General features: G+C 60.2%; 18 protein-coding genes. 5 read left to right on the top strand and 13 right to left on the bottom strand.

What is annotated here, in order from left to right:
* Positions 1-27: 27 nt before the first annotated feature.
* The 3 genes from Q7W83_RS18420 to Q7W83_RS18430 all read right to left on the bottom strand — a co-directional run bounded on the left by Q7W83_RS18420 (position 28) and on the right by Q7W83_RS18430 (position 2827).
* The gene (locus Q7W83_RS18420) at positions 28-1176 is read right to left on the bottom strand and encodes a TDT family transporter (protein ID WP_473656456.1); all 1149 of its coding nucleotides are present in this window, start codon (positions 1174-1176) and stop codon (positions 28-30) included.
* A 105-nt stretch (positions 1177-1281) separates the two neighbouring features.
* The gene (locus tag Q7W83_RS18425) at positions 1282-1593 is read right to left on the bottom strand and encodes a cupin domain-containing protein (RefSeq protein ID WP_150630136.1); all 312 of its coding nucleotides are present in this window, start codon (positions 1591-1593) and stop codon (positions 1282-1284) included.
* A gap of 40 nt (positions 1594-1633) precedes the next feature.
* Positions 1634-2827 carry an MFS transporter gene (locus Q7W83_RS18430; RefSeq protein WP_150630137.1) on the bottom strand — a complete coding sequence of 398 codons (1194 nt, stop codon included), beginning with the start codon at positions 2825-2827 and terminating at the stop codon, positions 1634-1636.
* Positions 2828-2918: 91 nt separating this feature from the next.
* Here Q7W83_RS18430 and Q7W83_RS18435 point away from each other — a divergent pair, with 91 nt between their 5' ends.
* Together Q7W83_RS18435 and Q7W83_RS18440 are read left to right on the top strand one after the other, a co-directional pair.
* Positions 2919-3458, top strand: a complete 540-nt coding sequence (locus tag Q7W83_RS18435; RefSeq protein WP_150630138.1) for a TetR/AcrR family transcriptional regulator — start codon at positions 2919-2921, stop codon at positions 3456-3458.
* 241 nt (positions 3459-3699) lie between these two features.
* Entirely contained in the window at positions 3700-7170 is a 3471-nt protein-coding gene (locus tag Q7W83_RS18440; protein ID WP_473656457.1) for a hybrid sensor histidine kinase/response regulator, read from the top strand.
* A gap of 110 nt (positions 7171-7280) precedes the next feature.
* Here Q7W83_RS18440 and Q7W83_RS18445 read toward each other — a convergent pair whose 3' ends face one another.
* Positions 7281-8645 carry a DNA recombination protein RmuC gene (locus Q7W83_RS18445; protein WP_473657659.1) on the bottom strand — a complete coding sequence of 455 codons (1365 nt, stop codon included), beginning with the start codon at positions 8643-8645 and terminating at the stop codon, positions 7281-7283.
* A 175-nt stretch (positions 8646-8820) separates the two neighbouring features.
* Positions 8821-9144, bottom strand: a complete 324-nt coding sequence (locus Q7W83_RS18450; protein ID WP_150630141.1) for an SEL1-like repeat protein — start codon at positions 9142-9144, stop codon at positions 8821-8823.
* A gap of 996 nt (positions 9145-10140) precedes the next feature.
* Between Q7W83_RS18450 and Q7W83_RS18455 the strand changes: the two genes are divergently transcribed.
* The 3 genes from Q7W83_RS18455 (at position 10141) to Q7W83_RS18465 (ending at position 12550) form a co-directional block, all read left to right on the top strand.
* The gene (locus Q7W83_RS18455; RefSeq protein ID WP_008031832.1) at positions 10141-10365 is read left to right on the top strand and encodes a hypothetical protein; all 225 of its coding nucleotides are present in this window, start codon (positions 10141-10143) and stop codon (positions 10363-10365) included.
* A gap of 276 nt (positions 10366-10641) precedes the next feature.
* Entirely contained in the window at positions 10642-11124 is a 483-nt protein-coding gene (locus tag Q7W83_RS18460; protein ID WP_008033583.1) for a hypothetical protein, read from the top strand.
* A 145-nt stretch (positions 11125-11269) separates the two neighbouring features.
* Positions 11270-12550: an OmpP1/FadL family transporter gene (locus tag Q7W83_RS18465; protein ID WP_150630142.1), complete on the top strand. Its 1281-nt coding sequence runs from the start codon at positions 11270-11272 to the stop codon at positions 12548-12550.
* A 90-nt stretch (positions 12551-12640) separates the two neighbouring features.
* Here the strand turns inward: Q7W83_RS18465 and Q7W83_RS18470 are convergent, their stop codons facing one another.
* The 8 genes from Q7W83_RS18470 to cobU all read right to left on the bottom strand — a co-directional run bounded on the left by Q7W83_RS18470 (position 12641) and on the right by cobU (position 18071).
* Positions 12641-13192 carry a glutathione peroxidase gene (locus tag Q7W83_RS18470; protein WP_150637788.1) on the bottom strand — a complete coding sequence of 184 codons (552 nt, stop codon included), beginning with the start codon at positions 13190-13192 and terminating at the stop codon, positions 12641-12643.
* Between the two features lie 56 nt (positions 13193-13248).
* Complete coding sequence (locus Q7W83_RS18475; RefSeq protein ID WP_263596861.1) at positions 13249-13371, bottom strand: hypothetical protein; 123 nt, start codon at positions 13369-13371, stop codon at positions 13249-13251.
* Entirely contained in the window at positions 13368-14576 is a 1209-nt protein-coding gene (locus Q7W83_RS18480; RefSeq protein ID WP_150630144.1) for an MFS transporter, read from the bottom strand. The genes Q7W83_RS18475 and Q7W83_RS18480 overlap by 4 nt, the downstream gene beginning before the upstream one ends.
* A 52-nt stretch (positions 14577-14628) precedes the next feature.
* The gene (locus Q7W83_RS18485) at positions 14629-15033 is read right to left on the bottom strand and encodes a MarR family winged helix-turn-helix transcriptional regulator (protein WP_473656458.1); all 405 of its coding nucleotides are present in this window, start codon (positions 15031-15033) and stop codon (positions 14629-14631) included.
* Positions 15034-15185: 152 nt separating this feature from the next.
* Positions 15186-15923 (bottom strand): adenosylcobinamide-GDP ribazoletransferase, encoded by a 738-nt coding sequence (locus tag Q7W83_RS18490; protein ID WP_473656459.1) that lies wholly within the window; start codon positions 15921-15923, stop codon positions 15186-15188.
* A gap of 2 nt (positions 15924-15925) precedes the next feature.
* Positions 15926-16501 (bottom strand): alpha-ribazole phosphatase family protein, encoded by a 576-nt coding sequence (gene cobC / locus Q7W83_RS18495; RefSeq protein WP_473656460.1) that lies wholly within the window; start codon positions 16499-16501, stop codon positions 15926-15928.
* Complete coding sequence (gene cobT / locus Q7W83_RS18500) at positions 16498-17553, bottom strand: nicotinate-nucleotide--dimethylbenzimidazole phosphoribosyltransferase (RefSeq protein WP_458377707.1); 1056 nt, start codon at positions 17551-17553, stop codon at positions 16498-16500. Before cobT ends, cobC begins: the two co-directional genes overlap by 4 nt.
* A complete protein-coding gene (cobU, locus tag Q7W83_RS18505; protein WP_150630149.1) occupies positions 17550-18071 on the bottom strand; it encodes a bifunctional adenosylcobinamide kinase/adenosylcobinamide-phosphate guanylyltransferase in 522 nt (173 codons plus the stop codon). The genes cobT and cobU overlap by 4 nt, the downstream gene beginning before the upstream one ends.
* Positions 18072-18113: the final 42 nt, after the last annotated feature.

Genomic DNA, 18113 nt, shown 5'->3' on the forward strand with positions numbered 1-18113 from the left:
GGCCACACATTACCTAATCTTTGCAGGTTATTTTTTTAAACCTGCAATGCACGGCGAGACAAACAACTCGCCCCGCCATGCGCCCTGCAACGTGCGTTGGGCGACGATCAGCCACATCACCGTCAGCAACGCCACGAGCACACAGCCAAAGGCGCTGAAAAACGTCAGGTTCAACGTGCTGGCCAGTTTTAACGTTGCCAGAGAATAGACGCCCAGCGGAAAGGTGAAGCCCCACCAGCCGAGGTTGAACGGAATCCCGGCCCGCAGGTAACGCCCGGTAATCAGAAGAGCAATCAGCATCCACCACAAACCAAAGCCCCACAGCGTGATTCCCGCCACCAGCCCGAGCCCCGCTGCGATTTCACCCAGGCCCGGAAGCCCGTTGGCGGCGAAGATGGCCGGCGCGTCGGCGCCCAGCAGCAACATCCCCAGCGCCCCGGTGCCAATCGGGCCGAGCGCCAGCCAACTCGACGCCGCCATGTTTTCGTGGGGCAGTTTGTGCAGCGCCATGCGCAACATAAGAATGGTCAGAATGCTGAACGCCACCGGCAGGGAAAATGCCCAGAGCACGTAGCTGGTCACCAACACCACCATTTGCGCCTGGGCCTCGGCCAGGTGCGGCGCCAACAGGCCACCACTGGCAGCCGCCACTTCCGCTGCTACCACCGGCAACAGCCAAACGGCGGTCATCTGGTCGATGCTGTGTTCCTGGCGGGTGAACATCATGTAGGGAATCAGCACACCGCAGGCCAGCGACATCGCCACATCCAGCCACCACAGCAACGCGGCCACATGGACGACCCCCTCGCCCCAGCGAGGCAGGCCAAACAGCAGGAAGCCATTGATGATGGTCGCCAACCCCATGGGAATCGTGCCGAAAAACATCGAAACCGTGGAGTGCCCGAAAATCCTCCGGGCCTCATCGAAGAACAGTACCCAGCGCGCCGCGTACAGCGCAGTGAACACGATGAACAGACCGATATTGAACAGCCACAGGGCTTCGGCGATCGCCTGCAAACCTGGCGACGCGACAGGCAACTGGGCCAGGGCTAACGCTAAAACGCCCGTACCCATGGTCGCGGCGAACCAGTTCGGGGTGAACTGGCGGATAACCTCGCGCGGGTGCTGCAAGTGACTGAAGGGTTTGAAAACGGGGGTGGCGTTGGGGCATGTCATAGCGAACTCCTGTCCTCTGTTGAGGTGGAATTCAGGGTAGGCGCAAATCGAATATCTATATAACGGGTAATATCTCTAACTGTTATCTGCTTTGTAGATATAGCGTCAAACGCTGCCTTCCGATTCGATCACCAATATCCTCGCCACGCCCAGCGGATGCGCCACGTGCTCGGTGCCCACCGAGGCGTAAAAGATATCGCCTACAGCCAACACCACCGCTTTCTCCACGCCTGCTTCGCGATAGCGCATCTGCACCTGGCCATCGAGCACAACGAACACTTCCTCGCCGTCATTCACATGCCACTTGTAGGGCTGATCGGTCCAGTGCAAACGCGTGGTGATGCCGTTCATATTGGCGATGTCCAGCGCTCCCCAGGCACGGTCAGCGGTGAAGGCGTTGCTGCGGATGATCTTCATGTTCGGTCCGTCGAAAGGAATGGCGTGCCAAGGCTAACGATCATTGACCATCGGCGCTACAGACTTTGATGGACTGCTCGCGCATCAATGCCAGCAACGCACCGACAGACAGGATAATCAGCACGGCACCATACCCATCAGTGGTCGCCACCAGACCAAACGTCCGCGTCAGATTCCCCGCCAGCAACGACGGCAAACAAAACGCCAGGTAGCTGAGCACATAAAACGCCGACATCAACCCGGCCCGTTCATGGGGCAGCGCCAACGGAACCAGGCTGCGCACCGCGCCGAGGAACCCGGCACCGAAGCCGCAACCGGCCACCAGTGTGCCGAGGAAAAACAATGCCAGGCTGGCGCTGTGCACGCCCAGCAACAGCAACACAATGCCGATGGGCAGTAACGTACCGCCCAACACCAGCGCGGTGGCGGCGGGCCGATTGCGCAAGGTGAAGATCATCAACGCACCGGTCACCGTCAATGCCGCTACGGTCGATCCACCGACCAGGTTCGAGGTTGAGCCAGTGGCCGTGCGCACCAACGAAGGGGCGAGCGAAGCGTAAAAACCACCGAGCGCCCAGGTAGCGGTATTGAGCGGAAGAACTCGCCACAAAGTGGACCGCGCCTGGAGGGGCACATGCAGCGTAGGCCGCAACGAAGCGAGTGCCCCCGGCTGCGGACTGACGCTTTCCGACAGGCGCCAGACATACAGCGCCTGCATCGCAAACAACGCGAACAACACCCAATAAGTGAGCTGCAACGGTAGCGGCGCAAACTCGGCCAACAGACCGCAGCCCATGCCGCCGAACGCCATGCCGAGTAGCGGCGCGACGCTATTGACCAGCGGTCCTTGCTTGCGATCGGTATCCAGTAATGCAGCGCTCAGCACGGCAGTGGCCATCCCGGTCGCAAACCCCTGAAGCACCCGCGCACCGATTAGCCACGCAACACTGTCAGCATTGATAAACAGCAGCATCGCCAGCATGTTCAGCAGCACAGCGGTAAAGATCACCGGTTTGCGTCCCAGATAATCCGAAAGCGAGCCGACCGTCAGCAGGGCCACCAGCAGACTGATGGCGTAGACGCCGAAAATCATCGTCAGCGTCGCTGCAGAGAAATTCAGGTGCTCTTGGTACAAGTGATACAACGGCGTCGGCGCCGTGGAAGCGGCGAGGAAACTGAGTAAAGTGATCGCCAGAAACCACAGGCTGGAACGGTTGGAAGCTGAATTCAACATGTGCACACTCCGCAAAAGCTAATTTATTGCTTTTGCGGAGTGTGCTACTCGCTAGCGCTTAAAGCAAATTCTTTGTGTTAAGGTCCGCTCCATGACTATTAAAGAAGGTTTACGCCCTGGAGGCCGTAGCGCCCGGGTGCAAGAGTCGATTCACTCGGCTGTCCGCGCACTGCTCGAAGAACAGGACCGCTCCACCGTGACCGTCCCGCAAATCGCCGCGCGCGCGGGCGTTACGCCGTCGACTATCTATCGACGCTGGGGCGATCTGTCGGTGTTGCTGGCGGATGTCGCCCTGGCGCGCATGCAGCCTGACAGTGAGCCGGCCAACACCGGCAGCCTGCGCGGGGATGTGCAAGCGTGGGCGGAGCAGTATCTGGACGAGATGAGCTCCGAACCGGGACGCAACATGCTGCGCGATGTGCAATCGAGCCCGACGCCAGGCCTTTGCGTTTCACTGATTGGCGGGCAGTTGCAGATAATTCTGGATCGTTATCCCGATCAACCAAAACCGGGTGTGGATCGGCTGATCAATCTGGTAGCGGCGCCGACGGTTTTTCGCATTCTGTTTTCGCCAGCGCCGCTGGAGGTTGAGGAATTGCATCGGTTGATCGAGATTGCGTTAAGTCAGTAAAACCACCATCGCGAGCACGCTCGCTCCCACAGCGGATCTTCAGCGGCCACATAATCTATGGCCAACATAGATCCCTGTGGCAGCGAGCGTGCTCGCGATGGCGCCAACACAGACAACCAGGATCTGAAACCCTGCGACACCCCACCACGCCACGACCTTGGTCGACACTGACTAACTCGGACGGTCGTGCGAGACTGTCCGTCCGGGCTGTAGTCCCGGGTGTCTTTTGTCTGGAGTTTCCATGTCGCTGTCCAGCGGGCTGATCGCCGCCGTCGCCCTGGCCTATATGGCCATCATGTTCGCCATTGCCTTCTACGGTGACCGTCGCAGTGCGCCGTTGCCGCCGCGTGTGCGCGCCTGGGTGTACAGCCTGTCGCTGGCCGTTTATTGCACCAGTTGGACATTCTTCGGCGCCGTCGGCCAGGCCGCCGAACAACTCTGGTCGTTCCTGCCGATCTACCTTGGGCCGATCCTGTTGCTGGTCTGCGCGCCGTGGGTCCTGCAAAAAATGGTGATGATCAGTAAACAGGAGAACATCACCTCCATTGCCGACTTCATCGCCGCCCGTTACGGCAAATCCCAGTCACTGGCAATCGTCGTGGCGCTGATCTGCATGGTCGGCGTGCTGCCCTACATTGCGTTGCAGCTCAAAGGCATTGTGCTCGGGGTGAACCTGTTGATCGGTGCCGGCGCCGACGCCATGGGCACCCGCGCCCAGGACACGGCGCTGATCGTGTCGCTGGTGCTGGCGCTGTTTACCATCGTCTTCGGTACGCGCAACCTCGACGCCACTGAGCACCACCGCGGAATGGTGCTGGCGATCGCGTTTGAATCGCTGGTCAAGCTGTTTGCTTTTCTTGCCGTGGGCGCGTTCGTGACCTATGGGCTGTACGACGGCTTCGACGATCTGTTCAACCAGGCCATGCTCGCGCCGCGCCTCGAAGCCTACTGGAAGGAAACCATCAACTGGCCGTCGATGGTGGTGCAGACCGGTGTGGCGATGATGGCGATCATCTGCCTGCCCCGGCAGTTCCACGTGACCGTGGTGGAGAACATCGACCCACAGGATTTGCGCCTGGCCAAGTGGGTGTTCCCGGCCTACCTGGCGCTGGCAGCCTTGTTTGTCGTGCCGATCGCGCTGGCCGGTCAGATGCTGCTGCCCAGCTCGGTGTTGCCGGATTCATTTGTTATCAGCCTGCCACTGGCGCAGGCCCACCCCGCACTGGCGATGCTGGCCTTTATCGGCGGTGCTTCAGCAGCGACCGGCATGGTGATTGTCGCCAGCGTGGCGCTGTCGACCATGGTCTCCAATGACATGTTGTTGCCGTGGCTGTTGCGCCGCAACAACGCCGAGCGGCCATTCGAAGTGTTCCGCCAGTGGATGCTGTCGGTGCGTCGGGTCAGCATTGTGGTGATTTTGCTGCTGGCCTATGTCAGCTATCGGCTGCTGGGCTCGACCGCAAGCCTGGCGACCATCGGCCAGATCGCTTTCGCCGCCGTGACCCAACTGGCCCCGGCCATGCTGGGCGCGTTGTACTGGAAACAGGCCAACCGTCGCGGTGTGTTCGCCGGCCTCGCTGCCGGAACATTCCTGTGGTTTTACACGCTGGTTCTGCCGATTGCCGCGCACAGCCTGGGTGTGTCGTTGAACACTTTCCCCGGGCTGGCGTGGCTGCACGGCAACCCGCTGAACCTGCCGCTCACCCCGCTGACCCAAGGTGTGGTGCTGTCCCTCGCGGCCAACTTCACGCTATTCGCCTGGGTATCGGTGTTGTCGCGCACGCGTGTTTCGGAACACTGGCAGGCCGGACGGTTCATCGGCCAGGAAATCAGTGCCCGCCCCAGCGCCCGCTCCATGCTGTCGGTGCAGATCGACGACCTGCTGCAACTGGCCGCACGGTTTGTCGGTGAAGAACGCGCCCGCCAGAGCTTTATCCGTTTCGCCTATCGCCAAGGTAAAGGTTTCAACCCGAACCAGAACGCCGACGGCGAGTGGATCGCCCATACCGAACGTTTGCTGGCCGGTGTTCTCGGTGCTTCTTCGACGCGGGCAGTGGTAAAAGCCGCCATCGAAGGTCGGGAAATGCAACTCGAGGATGTCGTCCGAATCGCCGACGAAGCCTCGGAAGTGCTGCAATTCAACCGTGCGTTGCTGCAAGGCGCGATCGAGAACATTACGCAAGGCATCAGCGTGGTCGACCAGTCGCTGCGGCTGGTGGCGTGGAACCGGCGTTATCTGGAACTGTTCAACTACCCGGATGGCTTGATCAGCGTCGGCCGGCCGATTGCCGACATCATTCGCTACAACGCCGAACGTGGCCTGTGCGGTCCCGGCGAAGCCGAAGTGCACGTCGCTCGGCGTTTGCACTGGATGCGTCAGGGACGCGCCCACACCTCTGAACGACTGTTTCCCAATGGCCGTGTGATCGAGCTGATCGGCAACCCGATGCCGGGTGGCGGTTTCGTCATGAGTTTTACCGACATCACCGCGTACCGCGAGGCCGAGCAGGCGCTGACCGAAGCCAACGAAGGCCTGGAGCGGCGGGTCACCGAACGGACCCACGAGCTGTCGCAACTCAACGTGGCCCTGACCGAAGCCAAGGGCACCGCCGAGTCGGCCAACCAGTCGAAGACCCGTTTCCTCGCGGCAGTCAGCCATGACCTGATGCAACCGCTGAACGCTGCCCGGCTGTTTTCCGCCGCGCTGTCCCATCAGGACGACGGCTTGTCCAGCGAAGCGCAGAAGCTGGTTCATCACCTGGATACGTCACTGCGCTCGGCCGAGGACCTGATCAGCGATTTGCTGGACATTTCTCGCCTGGAAAACGGCAAGATCAATCCGGATCCGAAACCGTTCGTGCTCAATGAGCTGTTCGACACTCTTGGTGCAGAGTTCAAGGCGCTGGCCCGGGACCAAGGGCTCAAATTCCGAGTTCGCGGCAGCACGCTGCGGGTCGACAGCGACATCAAACTGTTACGACGGATCTTGCAGAATTTTCTGACCAACGCCTTTCGCTACGCCAAGGGCCCCGTGCTGTTGGGGGTTCGTCGGCACAAGGGTGAACTGTGCCTGGAAGTCTGGGACCGTGGGCCGGGTATCCCGAAAGACAAATTGACAGTGATTTTCGAGGAGTTCAAACGCCTGGACAGTCACCAGACCCGTGCCGAGAAAGGTTTGGGCCTGGGGCTGGCGATTGCTGACGGGCTGTGTCGCGTTCTGGGGCACACCTTGCAAGTGCGTTCCTGGCCGGGTCGTGGCAGCGTGTTCAGCGTCAGCGTGCCGTTGGCAAAGGCGCAAACCGCGACGCCGAGCAAAGTCGCCCCGCTCAACGGCAAGTTGCTGAGCGGCGCGCAGGTGCTGTGCATCGACAATGAAGACAGCATCCTCATCGGCATGAACAGTTTGCTGACCCGCTGGGGTTGTCAGGTCTGGACCGCGCGCAATCGCGACGAATGCGCGGCGCTGCTCAGCGATGGCGTACGTCCGCAATTGGCACTGGTGGATTATCACCTGGACAATGGCGAGACCGGGACCGAGTTGATGGCGTGGCTGCGTACCCGTTTGGGCGAGCCAGTGCCGGGCGTGGTGATCAGCGCCGACGGGCGCCCCGAGACTGTGGCGCAGGTGCATGCGGCGGGGCTGGATTACCTGGCCAAACCGGTGAAACCGGCGGCATTGAGGGCGTTGTTGAGTCGGCATTTACCGTTGTAGGAGTGTAGATGTTTAGCCCTGTGGTGTTTCAACGGACGCCATCGCCGGCAAGCCGGCTTTTACATTAATCGGTCAGTGCAGGAGCCGGCTTGCCGGCGGTGCTTTTCAGCTTACTCGGGCAACTCGGCCAACCCATCTACATCAGTCATCGCCCGCTCCAGCAAGTCCGCTGGCAGGCTCTTGCTCGCCCGCGCGCCAAGCAACTTGAGCTGCTCACTGCGGCTGACGAGGTTGCCGCGTCCTTCCGTCAGCTTGTTGCGTGCAGAGCTGTAAGCCTTGTCCAGTTGCTGCAAGCGATTGCCGACTTCATCCAGGTCCTGAATGAACAACACGAACTTGTCGTACAGCCACCCTGCCCGCTCGGCGATTTCCCGGGCGTTCTGACTCTGCCGCTCCTGCTTCCACAGGCTGTCGATGACCCGCAGCGTGGCCAGCAACGTGGTCGGGCTGACGATCACGATATTGCGGTCGAACGCTTCCTGAAACAGCGTTGGCTCAGCCTGCAACGCAGCGGAAAACGCCGCTTCGATGGGCACGAACAGCAAGACAAAATCCAGACTGTGCAAACCGTCGAGACGCTTGTAATCCTTGCCGGCCAGGCCTTTGACGTGGTTACGCAGCGACAGCACATGCTGCTTGATGGCGATCTGGCCGATGGCATCGTCTTCGGCCGCCACGTATTGCTGATAGGCCGTCAGGCTGACTTTGGAGTCGACCACCACCTGCTTGTCGCCCGGCAGATAAATGATCACATCCGGCTGGAACCGCTCGCCGTCCGGGCCTTTGAGATTGACCTGCGTCTGATACTCGCGGCCCTTCTCCAGACCGGCGTGTTCAAGCACCCGCTCGAGAATCAACTCCCCCCAGTTACCCTGGGTCTTCTGCCCTTTCAAGGCGCGGGTCAGGTTGGTCGCTTCGTCGCTCAGGCGCAGGTTCAGCTGTTGCAGACGCTCAAGCTCCTTGGCCAGCGAAAAGCGCTCGCGCGCCTCGGCCTGATAGCTTTCCTCGACGCGTTTTTCAAACGACTGGATGCGTTCTTTCAATGGATCGAGCAACTGCCCCAGACGCTGCTGACTGGTTTCGGCGAAGCGCTGCTCGCGCTCGTCGAAGATCTTGCCGGCCAGCTCGGCGAACTGGGCACGCAGATCATCCCGCGAGCCTTGCAGGTCACTGAGGCGCTGCTGATGGCTTTCCTGTTGCTCTCGCAACTCGGCACTCAGCGACGCGGCTTGAGCGTCCAGGCGACGCAACTCAACGTCTTTGCCGGCGCGCTCGATGTTCCAGGCATGAGCGGCGTCGCGGGCGTCATCACGTTCAATCTGCAGTAATTCGACTTCACGGCGCACGGCGGCCAGGTCTGCCTGTTTGGCGGCATTGGCCTGTCCCAGATCCGCGATTTCGTCGCGAGCCGCCTCGAGTTGGGCATTCAGCCCGTCCTGTGCCAGGTTGGCCATGGCCAGACGTTCTTCCAGCAGTGCAACTTCAGACTGCGTGGTGCTCGCCCGACGCTGAAGTTGCCAGGCCAATACCAGCAACGGCAGCGCCGCACCCGCCAGACCGAGCAATATGCTGGTCAAGTCCATCGCCATAGCCAATCCTGCCCGTTCGATAAAGCTTGAAGGTTAACCAAGGCATCAGGTCTTGGACAGCTCAGTCTTCGATCAGACCGAGTTCCTGTTGAGCGCGCCGATCCCCTGCCCGCGCGGCCTGACGCAAGAGGTCCTGGCCAATGCGGCGGTCCCTTGCATTCCCACACTCGCGGCACATCAACTGACCAAGACGGCTCTGCGCCGCCACTACCCCTTCGCGCGCCGGCTGCTTGAGCAGACGCCCGGCGAAGTGTTTGACGTTGTGGTTTTCGCCCAGACGCGGGCTGTCGAGCAACCACTCGGCCACACGCATCGAAAAGCGCTTGGGCGGGGGGACGCTGGAAGGAGTCGAGGTTACGGAAACGGGTATTGAGCGAAACTTCATAAAGCACTGTGGGGCAGATCGGAAGGCGCGCCACTCTACTCTTTTTTTCTTACAGGTAAAGCCTAAAAAAACCCGGCACGCCCGTGCTAGAGCAAGCGCTCGGGACAATCCACAGAAGCTGTGGATAACTCAGTGGACAACCGCCCTTGAACTCTCGCAAACCCCTGTGGAATGGGGCTCGCAGTCAAACTGACGATTTTTTCACCAGTAAAAAAAACCGATGTTTTTCATTGACTTAAATTTTGGTTACAGGCACCCACTACGCTTGAGGGCCAGATGACAGGGCCGTGACAGTCCGCGCAACTTATGTGCACAAGTACCTTCAAGCCAGTTATATCGATGCGCTTTTTCGGCGCATTTTGGCACCTGACCTGGGGATAAACCTTGGCTAACCCATGATCCAGGCTGATTCCGGACCGACGAACGTCGACGACCGACGGTCGTAATCTGTGCCTTTACAAGGCGCAACCGGCGCTCCATGGCCGTTGGAGAGCGCCAATCCGCAGACGAATGCCGGCCCGTGAAGATGTTTTTGGCTAACACACTTCCCTTCTGCGATTCAATCCGTTAGTATCCGCGGCGTTAGTACCAAGCTGAAAGTCAATTCTGGTCGAACAAATCCTCCCGGTCAGCCTTCCCAAAGGAAGCCTCTACCGAACAAGCGGGATCGACCACCTCGATGGTTTCCAGGTAAACCTTGCGCCAACACAGCCTTTGAATCGAAAGCAAAGGGTGTTGCGAAGCTCACTTACTCTGACCGAACCAGCCTGCAAATTGATCAGGATCTTCACCCCGGGCCCAGAACCTTTGCCCTTGATGTGTTGCCTGCCCTCCTAAGTACCTACCTGCCAGCCCAAGCGCGCCAACTTAATCAGCGCTTCAAACTGGCTGCTTTGTTCCAGTCGGGTTCTTCGTTCGACCAATGGTGGTCGTCGTCACTGGAACGTTTTAATTTTGCACGGTTCTTATCCGTGTCGCTTGTAGGAACACCCAATAATGACTACTCAAATCCACACCCAGGATGCCATCCGCACCCTAACCAACGCTTTTGCACCAATGAACTGCCTGATCATGGCCGCACGCAAAGGCTGCTTCAGCTTCACCCTGGTCAATGAACACGGCATCGCTCGTCACAGCGAACGCCTGTACCCCGATCAATACTCCAGCGCCGAGCCGCTGCAGGCAGTGATCGAGCGTACCCGTCAGGCACTGGTTGCCTGAGACGCCAGAAACGCTGAAAACCTCAAAAGCCTCGCTTGAATAGCGGGGCTTTTTATTGCCCGATATTTCTCTTTTCGCAGCCGTCGCCTAAGCACTAACCGATATAACGGTTATAACTGGCTGCCGGAAATATTTTAAAAACAGGCCTTTACAGCGCGAATATGACACTACACTTCAACTCAAGCGGCTTGAACCGCTTACGGCGAGCCTGATTCGATCCACCCGCTGCCAACGCTACTTTCAGGACTCGCCGACCACTTCATGTTCGAGGGTTTTATGGGTATCGCTGCCAGCGAACTGTGCCGTTATGTGATCCGTCCGACGCTGATCTACCTTGGACGCCATAGCGCGACTGCCGAATCCCTGCTGCTGGGCATCGCCGCCAGTCAGTCAGCCCTTGGCTCCGCCCTGCATGACCGTCGCGGGCACGGCTTGTACCGAATCGCCGAACCCCGCCACCAGGCACTCTGGGACCACTACCTGGCGCTTGACCCGGAGCGCGCAAGCCTGGTGCGTGGACTGGCCAGCCAGCATGCCTTCCTCAGTGGCCCGCATCTCGAATTGACCGTCAACCTGCGTTACGCCACCGCCATCGCCTGGCTGCTGGTCGAAGAACAGAACACCCCCCTCCCCGAAGCAGACGACTTGCTGGGAATGGCCCGAATCTGGCGCCAGACCTTCCAGCCTCAAGGACGCCTGAGAGACTTCACCTACGCCTGGCAAACCTGTGTATCACCGCTGAATCAAGTCGCCTGCTGAATTCCTCGCTCAAGAAGATCGCCCAACAGGTGGCGATTTGGTCGGATTGTCCTACAAAACCGCTCTAAATCAAGCAATACAGCCTATGGCGCTGGGACGAAAATGTTGGTAATTTCCGCCCCGGTGATCACCAGGAGTTCTAATAATGAAAAAAGTAATGCTCAAAACCACCCTTAGCCTCGCCGTTGCCTTGGCATCCACTCAAATCTTCGCCAGTGGTTTTGCCCTTAACGAACAAAGCATCAGTGGTATGGGCACAGGGTTTGCCGGGCGATCTTCCTCTGCCGATGACGCAAGCACAGTATTTGGCAACCCTGCCGGCATGGCTCGCCTCAAGCGCGAACAAGTGACCGGTGGTGTGGCATTTATCGACGCGCACACTGACATCAGCGATGCCAGCTCCCGCCCGAATGGTGGTACCAACAAAGGCGACATGGTCCCTTTCATGGGCGTTCCCATGGGCTACTACGTAAAGCCAATCGATGACCAGTGGGCAGTCGGTTTCGGCGTCTACGCTCCGTTCGGCCTGGTGACCGACTACGAGAACGGCTTCGCCGGCAAATACTTCGGCAGCAAGAGCGAAGTCAAAATCGTCACCCTGCAGCCAACCGTCAGCTACGCCTTCAACGACAAGGTGTCGATCGGTTTCGGTCCGACCATCAACCGCATCGACGGCAAGCTGGAATCGAACCTGTCGCTGAACCCGCTGGCGCCGGACGGCCAGGTCAAGATCAAAGGTGACGACACCGCGATCGGCTACAACATCGGTATCATGGTTCAAGCCCTCGAAAGCACTCGCCTCGGCCTGACCTATCACTCGAAAGTGAAGTACAAGCTCGAAGGTGACACCAAGGTCAACTACGGCGTGCTCGCGGCACTGGGCCAGAACCCAAACCAGAAGTTCGACGCTTCGCTGGACATTACCACGCCTGAGTCCCTGGACTTCTCGGTCACTCATCAGCTGGACGACCAGTGGACCCTCTACGCAGGCAGCACCTGGACTCGCTGGAGCCGCCTGAAAGAAATCTCCGTCGAGAACGAAGGCGTTCCTGCCGCGCTGGCCGCCCGTGGCCTTGGCACCATCACTGAAGAGCAGAACTGGCACGACACCTGGGCTCACGCCATCGGTGCCTCCTATCAGTTGAACAAGCAATGGGTGCTGCGTACCGGTCTGTCCTTCGACCAGGCCCCGACCAACAACGAAAACCGCTCCCCACGCATCCCGACGGGCGATCGCAAGATTTTCAGCCTGGGCGCTGGCTGGAGCCCGACCGACGACCTGACCATCGACGTAGCGTATTCGTACCTGCGCGAAGAGTCGGTCAAGGTCAACAACAGCAACGGTGCCCCTCGCAACCAGAGCTACAGCGCCAAGTATGAAAACTGGGCGAACGGTTTCGGCGTCGGTGCAACCTACCGCTTCTGAGGTGATTCACGGCGAACCTGACCCCCTCGCCGCCTGAATCAAAAAAGCCCCGCGCTCCTTACAGAGGCGGGGCTTTTTAGTCGGTGTCGATCAGGGTTGTGAAGCCAGGGCTTTTTCCACGGCGGCAATGAATTCAGGATCGTCCGGCGTGGTGAGGCTGGAGAAGTTGGCGATTACCTTGCCTTTGCGATCAATCACATACTTGTAGAAATTCCACTTCGGCGCGTCGCTTTGGGCGGCGAGGACCTCGAACAGATGAGTCGCATCATCCCCGCGAACCTTCTGCGGCTCGGTCATGGTGAAGGTCACGCCGTAATTCACGTAGCAAACCTTGGCGGTTTCCTCACCGTCCTTGGACTCCTGCTTGAAGTCATTGGAAGGCACACCGATCACCTCCAGCCCCTGCCCCTTGTAACGCTGATTCAGCGCTTCGAGGCTTTTGAACTGCGGGGCGAAACCGCAAAAGCTTGCGGTATTGACCACCACCAGCGGTTTACCGGCGAAGCGCTGGCACAGGTCGATCGTTTCCTTGGACCGCAGCTTGGGCAACGAGCCTTCCAAAAGCTCGGGACACTCGGCCGCGTGAACCAATCCGGTAAACGCCACCAGTAACGCGGGAACGGCAAGCCAACGCATAAACATGTCCATGCATCCTTGAAAAAGTCGTCTGCAACGAACTTACTCGCCCTCACATCGTGCTAGCAAGCGCCCATGCCCAACTGCATCAGCGCCAACCCACCCTGATGCCAACCCCACCATGCCAAGGCCAGCAGCAACACGCCGCCCGCTGCCACGGCGACTCGTGGCCAGAGGCTGTTCATGTCGCACTCATCCGGGTTTGCAGGCGCGCCACAGGTCGCTCTCGCACTGGCCAATTCAAGGCAGCCGCCAACAGGCTCAAGAGAATCGCTACTTGCCAGATCAAGTCATAGCTCCCGGTTCGGTCATACACCACCCCGCCCAACCAGCCCCCCAGGAACGATCCGAGCTGGTGGAACAGGAAAACGATCCCACCGAGCATGGACAGATTTCGCACGCCGAACAAGGTCGCCACAGTGCCGTTGGTCAACGGCACCGTCGACAGCCAAAGGAAACCCATGGCCATGCCAAACAGATACGCCGTGGTGGTCGTCACCGGCGCCCACAGAAACAGGACAATGACCACGGCCCGCAGTAAATACAGGCCGGTGAGCAAACGCGGCTTGGACATCCGACCGCCGAGCCAGCCCGCCGTGTAAGTACCGAATATGTTGAACAAGCCGATCAGCGCCAACACCGTGGTGCCGACCGTGGCGGGCAAATGCTGATCCACCAGATACGCCGGCAAGTGCACGCCGATGAACACGACCTGGAAACCGCAGACGAAAAAGCCGAACGACAGCAGCCAGAAGCCCGAATGGGAACAGGCTTCGCGCAAGGCTTCGGAGAGGGTCTGCTCATGACCGAAAACTGGCAACGGCTTGTCCTTGAGCATGCTCACCAGAGGCACGATCAACGCCACCATCAGGCCCAGCGCCAGCAATGCCGCCGACCAGCCGAGCCAACCGATCAAACCCAGCGTGCCCGGGACCATCGCGAACTGGCCAAAAGAACCGGCAGCGCTGGCGATGCCCATGCCCATGCTACGTTTCTCTGGGGGTACCACGCGGCCAACTACACCCAGGATCACCGAAAATGAGGTGCCCGACAGCCCGATACCGATCAATAGGCCCGCGCTCAGCGACAGGGTGACTGCCGAATCGGACAAGCCCATGAACAGCAGGCCCATCGCGTAGAGCACGCCGCCGATCAGCACCACTTTCGCCGCGCCGAAGCGGTCGGCCAGCGCGCCGGTGAAGGGCTGCGCCAGCCCCCAGATCAGGTTCTGCAGGGCGATGGCAAAGGCAAACGTCTCACGCCCCCAGCCGAACTCGGCACTCATCGGCGCCAGAAACAGCCCAAAACCGTGTCGCACGCCCAGTGACAACGCAAGGATCAGCGCACTCCCCACTAAAACCCAACCGCAAGTACGCCACATCGATGTCATTCTTATTCTCCGGTAGCGGGTATATACCCGCTTAAGATCGGAAAAACTGGCGTCAGGCCAGTTCGTCCAGCAGCTTCAGCAAAGTTTCGCGTTTTTCGGCGCCCAGACGATCAACCAGTCGCTGCTGCGCCCCCTCCCAGGCCGGCAAGGCTGCTGCCAGGCGTTGAGCGCCAGACTCGGTCAACCTGACGATGCGATTACGCATGTCTTCGCCCTCGACCAGCATGACCAGGCCTTCGCCCTCCAGCACCCGCAGATTGCGCCCGAGGGTGCTGCGGTCCAGGCCCATGGCTTCCGCCAGGGCGGAAATACTCGGCTCATTCAAACGCTGCAGATTGCACAGCAAAGAATACTGGGCAACGTTGATTCCGAAGCCGTCGAGAGCGCCGTCGTAATGCCTGCTGACGCCACGGGCGGCGCGACGCAGGTTGATGCATAAACATTGGGAGTCGAGCATGGTGCGTGTATATACCCGCGAGTAGGTTAAATCAAGTTACAGATTCGTCGCTTAGCGATTGAGAGTGTCGGGTAGATCGCTATCGCGAGCAAGCTCGCACCACCGTAGGAGCGAGCTTGCTCGCGATGAGGCCAGAAAATTCAGCACATTAATCATCTGATGACCAACACCAGTCCCACCAACACCCCGACCTCCAGCAATTCCAGCAACGCCCCCGCCGTATCACCGGTCGTGCCGCCCAGTCGTCGCAACATGACTTGCCGCAACCAGACAAACATCAGCGCTGCCAACACCAACGCCAAAACACCGCCGAGGCCTGCAATCAGCACACACGCCAATGCACTGACCGCCAGCACCCGCTTGCCGGCCAAACGCGGCAGATGATCGGCCAGCGCCTGCCCCAAACCGCCGGCGCGCACATACGGCGTGGTCAGGAACAACCCCAGCAACGCGGAACGGCCAATCAACGGAACGATGATCAGGAAAACGCTGTGTTGCTGCTCAATCAATGCCAGCAACGCCGCGAACTTCAGCAGTAATACCAATACCAGCGTGACCACCGCTATCGGACCACTGCGCGGGTCCTTCATGATCGTCAACGTACGCTCGCGATCGCCATAACCACCCAGCCAGGCATCGGCGCTATCGGCCAGGCCATCGAGGTGCAACGCACCGCTGAGCAATACCCAAACCGTTAACAACAACGCCGCATGCAGCAACACCGGCGTGCCCAGCAACAGCCAGTTCAACACCCACAAGATCCCGCCGAACAGCAGCCCGACCAGCGGATAGAACAGCAGCGAGCGCCCCAATTCCTGAGGCGCCGGCATGCCCGGCAGACGAATCGGCAGGCTGCTCAAAAATTGCAGGGCGATCCAGAAGGGCAACATGATCAGATCGATTCCTTGAGGATGACGCCGGGTTCGACGCTCAACGAAAACAGCGAACCATGGCCGACTTCAACGTTGAGCAACTGCTCGCGCGGCAATCCCCTTGCCTGCGCCAGCAACAAACGCATGACGCCGCCATGGCTGATCAGCAACACACGTTCGCCCGCGCAGGCCGCCTGCAAACGCCCGATTGCGGCCAGCACTCGCGTCGAAAAATCCGCGACCCGCTCACCCTGCGGCGGCGTAAACGAATAGGGATCAGCCCAGAACAAACCCAACGCCTCGGCGTCCGTTTCCATCAACGCCGCCGCGCTATGCCCTTCCCAGGCACCGAAGTGCAGTTCTTGCAGATCTTTATCCAGTTGCACCGGCAAACCCAGTTGCGCGCCCAGTTCTTCGGCGAACCGCGCACAGCGTTGCAATGGCGAACTGACCAGCCGATCCCACGGCCCCTGCGCGACCACCGCTGCGCGCATCTGCGCCCAACCTGTGGCGGTCAGTGCATCGTCGAGGCTGCCGCGCAAACCGCCGCCCAGTTCGGTTTCGCCGTGGCGTAACAGGTCCAGGCGCAAGGTCATGCCGGACGGTCCGCCACGGCGGCTTCGGCGAAGGTCGCCATTTGCCCGTGAAGGTCACACGCCAGGCGCAGCAACGGCACGGCCAACGCAGCACCGCTACCCTCGCCCAAGCGCAGGCCGAGGTCCAGCAAGGGTTCGGCGTGCAGGGCCTCCAACACATGGCGATGACCGGGCTCGGCACCACGATGCCCGAACAACAGCCATTCGCGGCAGTGCGGATTCAAGCGCACCGCCACCACGGCGGCGACGCTGCAAATGAACCCGTCCACCAGCACCGCGACACCTTCCTGGGCACACGCCAGATACGCGCCCACCAGCGCGGCGATTTCAAAACCGCCGAGGTTGAACAGGGTTTGCAGCGCATCGCCGCGCTGAGCGCTGTGCAAGGCCAAAGCGCGCTCGATGACCTGAGCTTTATGGCTGACACCCGCCGCGTTCAGGCCAGTGCCCGGCCCGGTCAGGTGCACCACCGGACAATCCAGCAAGGCACAGGCCAATGCACTGGCCGCCGTGGTGTTGCCGATGCCCATCTCGCCGCCGATGAACAACTGCGCGCCCGCCGCCATGGCGCGCTGCACGCTGTCGCGACCAGCCTGCAAGGCGCGTTCGCCCTGGGCTTGAGTCATGGCTGGGCCGTTAACAAAATTCGCGGTGCCGGCGCCGATGTTCAAGTGGCGCACGCCCGGCAGACTCAACGACGGCGTGATCGTGCCGAGGTCAACCACTTCGAGGGACGCGCCGAGCTGACGCGCCAGCACACTGATCGCTGCGCCACCGTTGACGAAGTTGTGCAGCATCTGCCCGGTGACTTCCTGGGGAAACGCCGACACACCTTCGGCGACCACGCCATGGTCTCCGGCAAAAATCGCGATCCACAGTTGATCCATGTTTGGCTTGACCCGCCCCTGCAATCCCGCCAACTGCACCGCCACCGACTCCAGCCGTCCGAGGGAGCCGGCCGGCTTGGTCAATTGCTGTTGCCGGGCTTCAGCCTGTTCGACGGCGTGGGCATCGATCGGCTTACACGGGTTCAGCCACCAGGATTGAGTCATAACGCGGTTCCTTTCAGAGTCAGGGGCAGGCCGGCGACGGTCAGGACGACTCGCTGACAGCGCTCGGCCAAAGCTTGATGCAGCCAACCGGCTTCATCGACGTAGCGGCGAGTCAATTCGCCCAGCGGCACGACACCCATTCCGGTCTCGTTGCTGACAAAAATGATTTCACCCGGCAATTGCGCCAGGCAGTCCAGCAGCGCTTCGCGTTCGGCCGTCAGACGCTCGGCGTTGTCGAGCATCAGCAGATTGGTCATCCACAACGTCAGGCAATCCACCAGCAGGCAACGCTCGGCGCTGGCGGTTTCTCGCAGCACGCGGGCCAGCTCAACGGGCTCTTCGATCAGCGCCCATTCGACCGGACGACGGGCGCGGTGGTGGGCAACCCGCTCGTTCATTTCACCGTCCAGCGGTTGGCTGGTGGCGATGTAGGTCACCGCTAGCTCGCTGTCTGCTGCCAGTTTTTCGGCCAGGCGACTTTTGCCGGAGCGGGCGCCGCCGAGGATCAGTTGCAGCATGGTTCATTCCTTTCAATCTTCGGTGACTGTGCCGGCCTCATC

It is taken from the genome of Pseudomonas sp. 300 (assembly GCF_055803035.1).

Excerpts from the sequence above, each read along its gene's own strand:
- Q7W83_RS18475 (WP_263596861.1), bottom strand. The coding sequence starts at position 13,371 with ATGAACAGCCTCTGGCCACGAGTCGCCGTGGCAGCGGGCGGCGTGTTG.
- Q7W83_RS18455 (WP_008031832.1), top strand. The coding sequence starts at position 10,141 with ATGACTACTCAAATCCACACCCAGGATGCCATCCGCACCCTAACCAAC.
- cobU (WP_150630149.1), bottom strand. The coding sequence starts at position 18,071 with ATGCTGCAACTGATCCTCGGCGGCGCCCGCTCCGGCAAAAGTCGCCTG.
- Q7W83_RS18420 (WP_473656456.1), bottom strand. The coding sequence starts at position 1,176 with ATGACATGCCCCAACGCCACCCCCGTTTTCAAACCCTTCAGTCACTTG.
- Q7W83_RS18485 (WP_473656458.1), bottom strand. The coding sequence starts at position 15,033 with ATGCTCGACTCCCAATGTTTATGCATCAACCTGCGTCGCGCCGCCCGT.
- Q7W83_RS18490 (WP_473656459.1), bottom strand. The coding sequence starts at position 15,923 with ATGTTGCCCTTCTGGATCGCCCTGCAATTTTTGAGCAGCCTGCCGATT.
- Q7W83_RS18450 (WP_150630141.1), bottom strand. The coding sequence starts at position 9,144 with ATGAAGTTTCGCTCAATACCCGTTTCCGTAACCTCGACTCCTTCCAGC.
- Q7W83_RS18440 (WP_473656457.1), top strand. The coding sequence starts at position 3,700 with ATGTCGCTGTCCAGCGGGCTGATCGCCGCCGTCGCCCTGGCCTATATG.
- Q7W83_RS18480 (WP_150630144.1), bottom strand. The coding sequence starts at position 14,576 with ATGACATCGATGTGGCGTACTTGCGGTTGGGTTTTAGTGGGGAGTGCG.
- Q7W83_RS18470 (WP_150637788.1), bottom strand. The coding sequence starts at position 13,192 with ATGTTTATGCGTTGGCTTGCCGTTCCCGCGTTACTGGTGGCGTTTACC.
- Q7W83_RS18435 (WP_150630138.1), top strand. The coding sequence starts at position 2,919 with ATGACTATTAAAGAAGGTTTACGCCCTGGAGGCCGTAGCGCCCGGGTG.
- Q7W83_RS18465 (WP_150630142.1), top strand. The coding sequence starts at position 11,270 with ATGAAAAAAGTAATGCTCAAAACCACCCTTAGCCTCGCCGTTGCCTTG.
- cobC (WP_473656460.1), bottom strand. The coding sequence starts at position 16,501 with ATGACCTTGCGCCTGGACCTGTTACGCCACGGCGAAACCGAACTGGGC.
- Q7W83_RS18425 (WP_150630136.1), bottom strand. The coding sequence starts at position 1,593 with ATGAAGATCATCCGCAGCAACGCCTTCACCGCTGACCGTGCCTGGGGA.
- Q7W83_RS18460 (WP_008033583.1), top strand. The coding sequence starts at position 10,642 with ATGGGTATCGCTGCCAGCGAACTGTGCCGTTATGTGATCCGTCCGACG.
- Q7W83_RS18430 (WP_150630137.1), bottom strand. The coding sequence starts at position 2,827 with ATGTTGAATTCAGCTTCCAACCGTTCCAGCCTGTGGTTTCTGGCGATC.
- cobT (WP_458377707.1), bottom strand. The coding sequence starts at position 17,553 with ATGACTCAATCCTGGTGGCTGAACCCGTGTAAGCCGATCGATGCCCAC.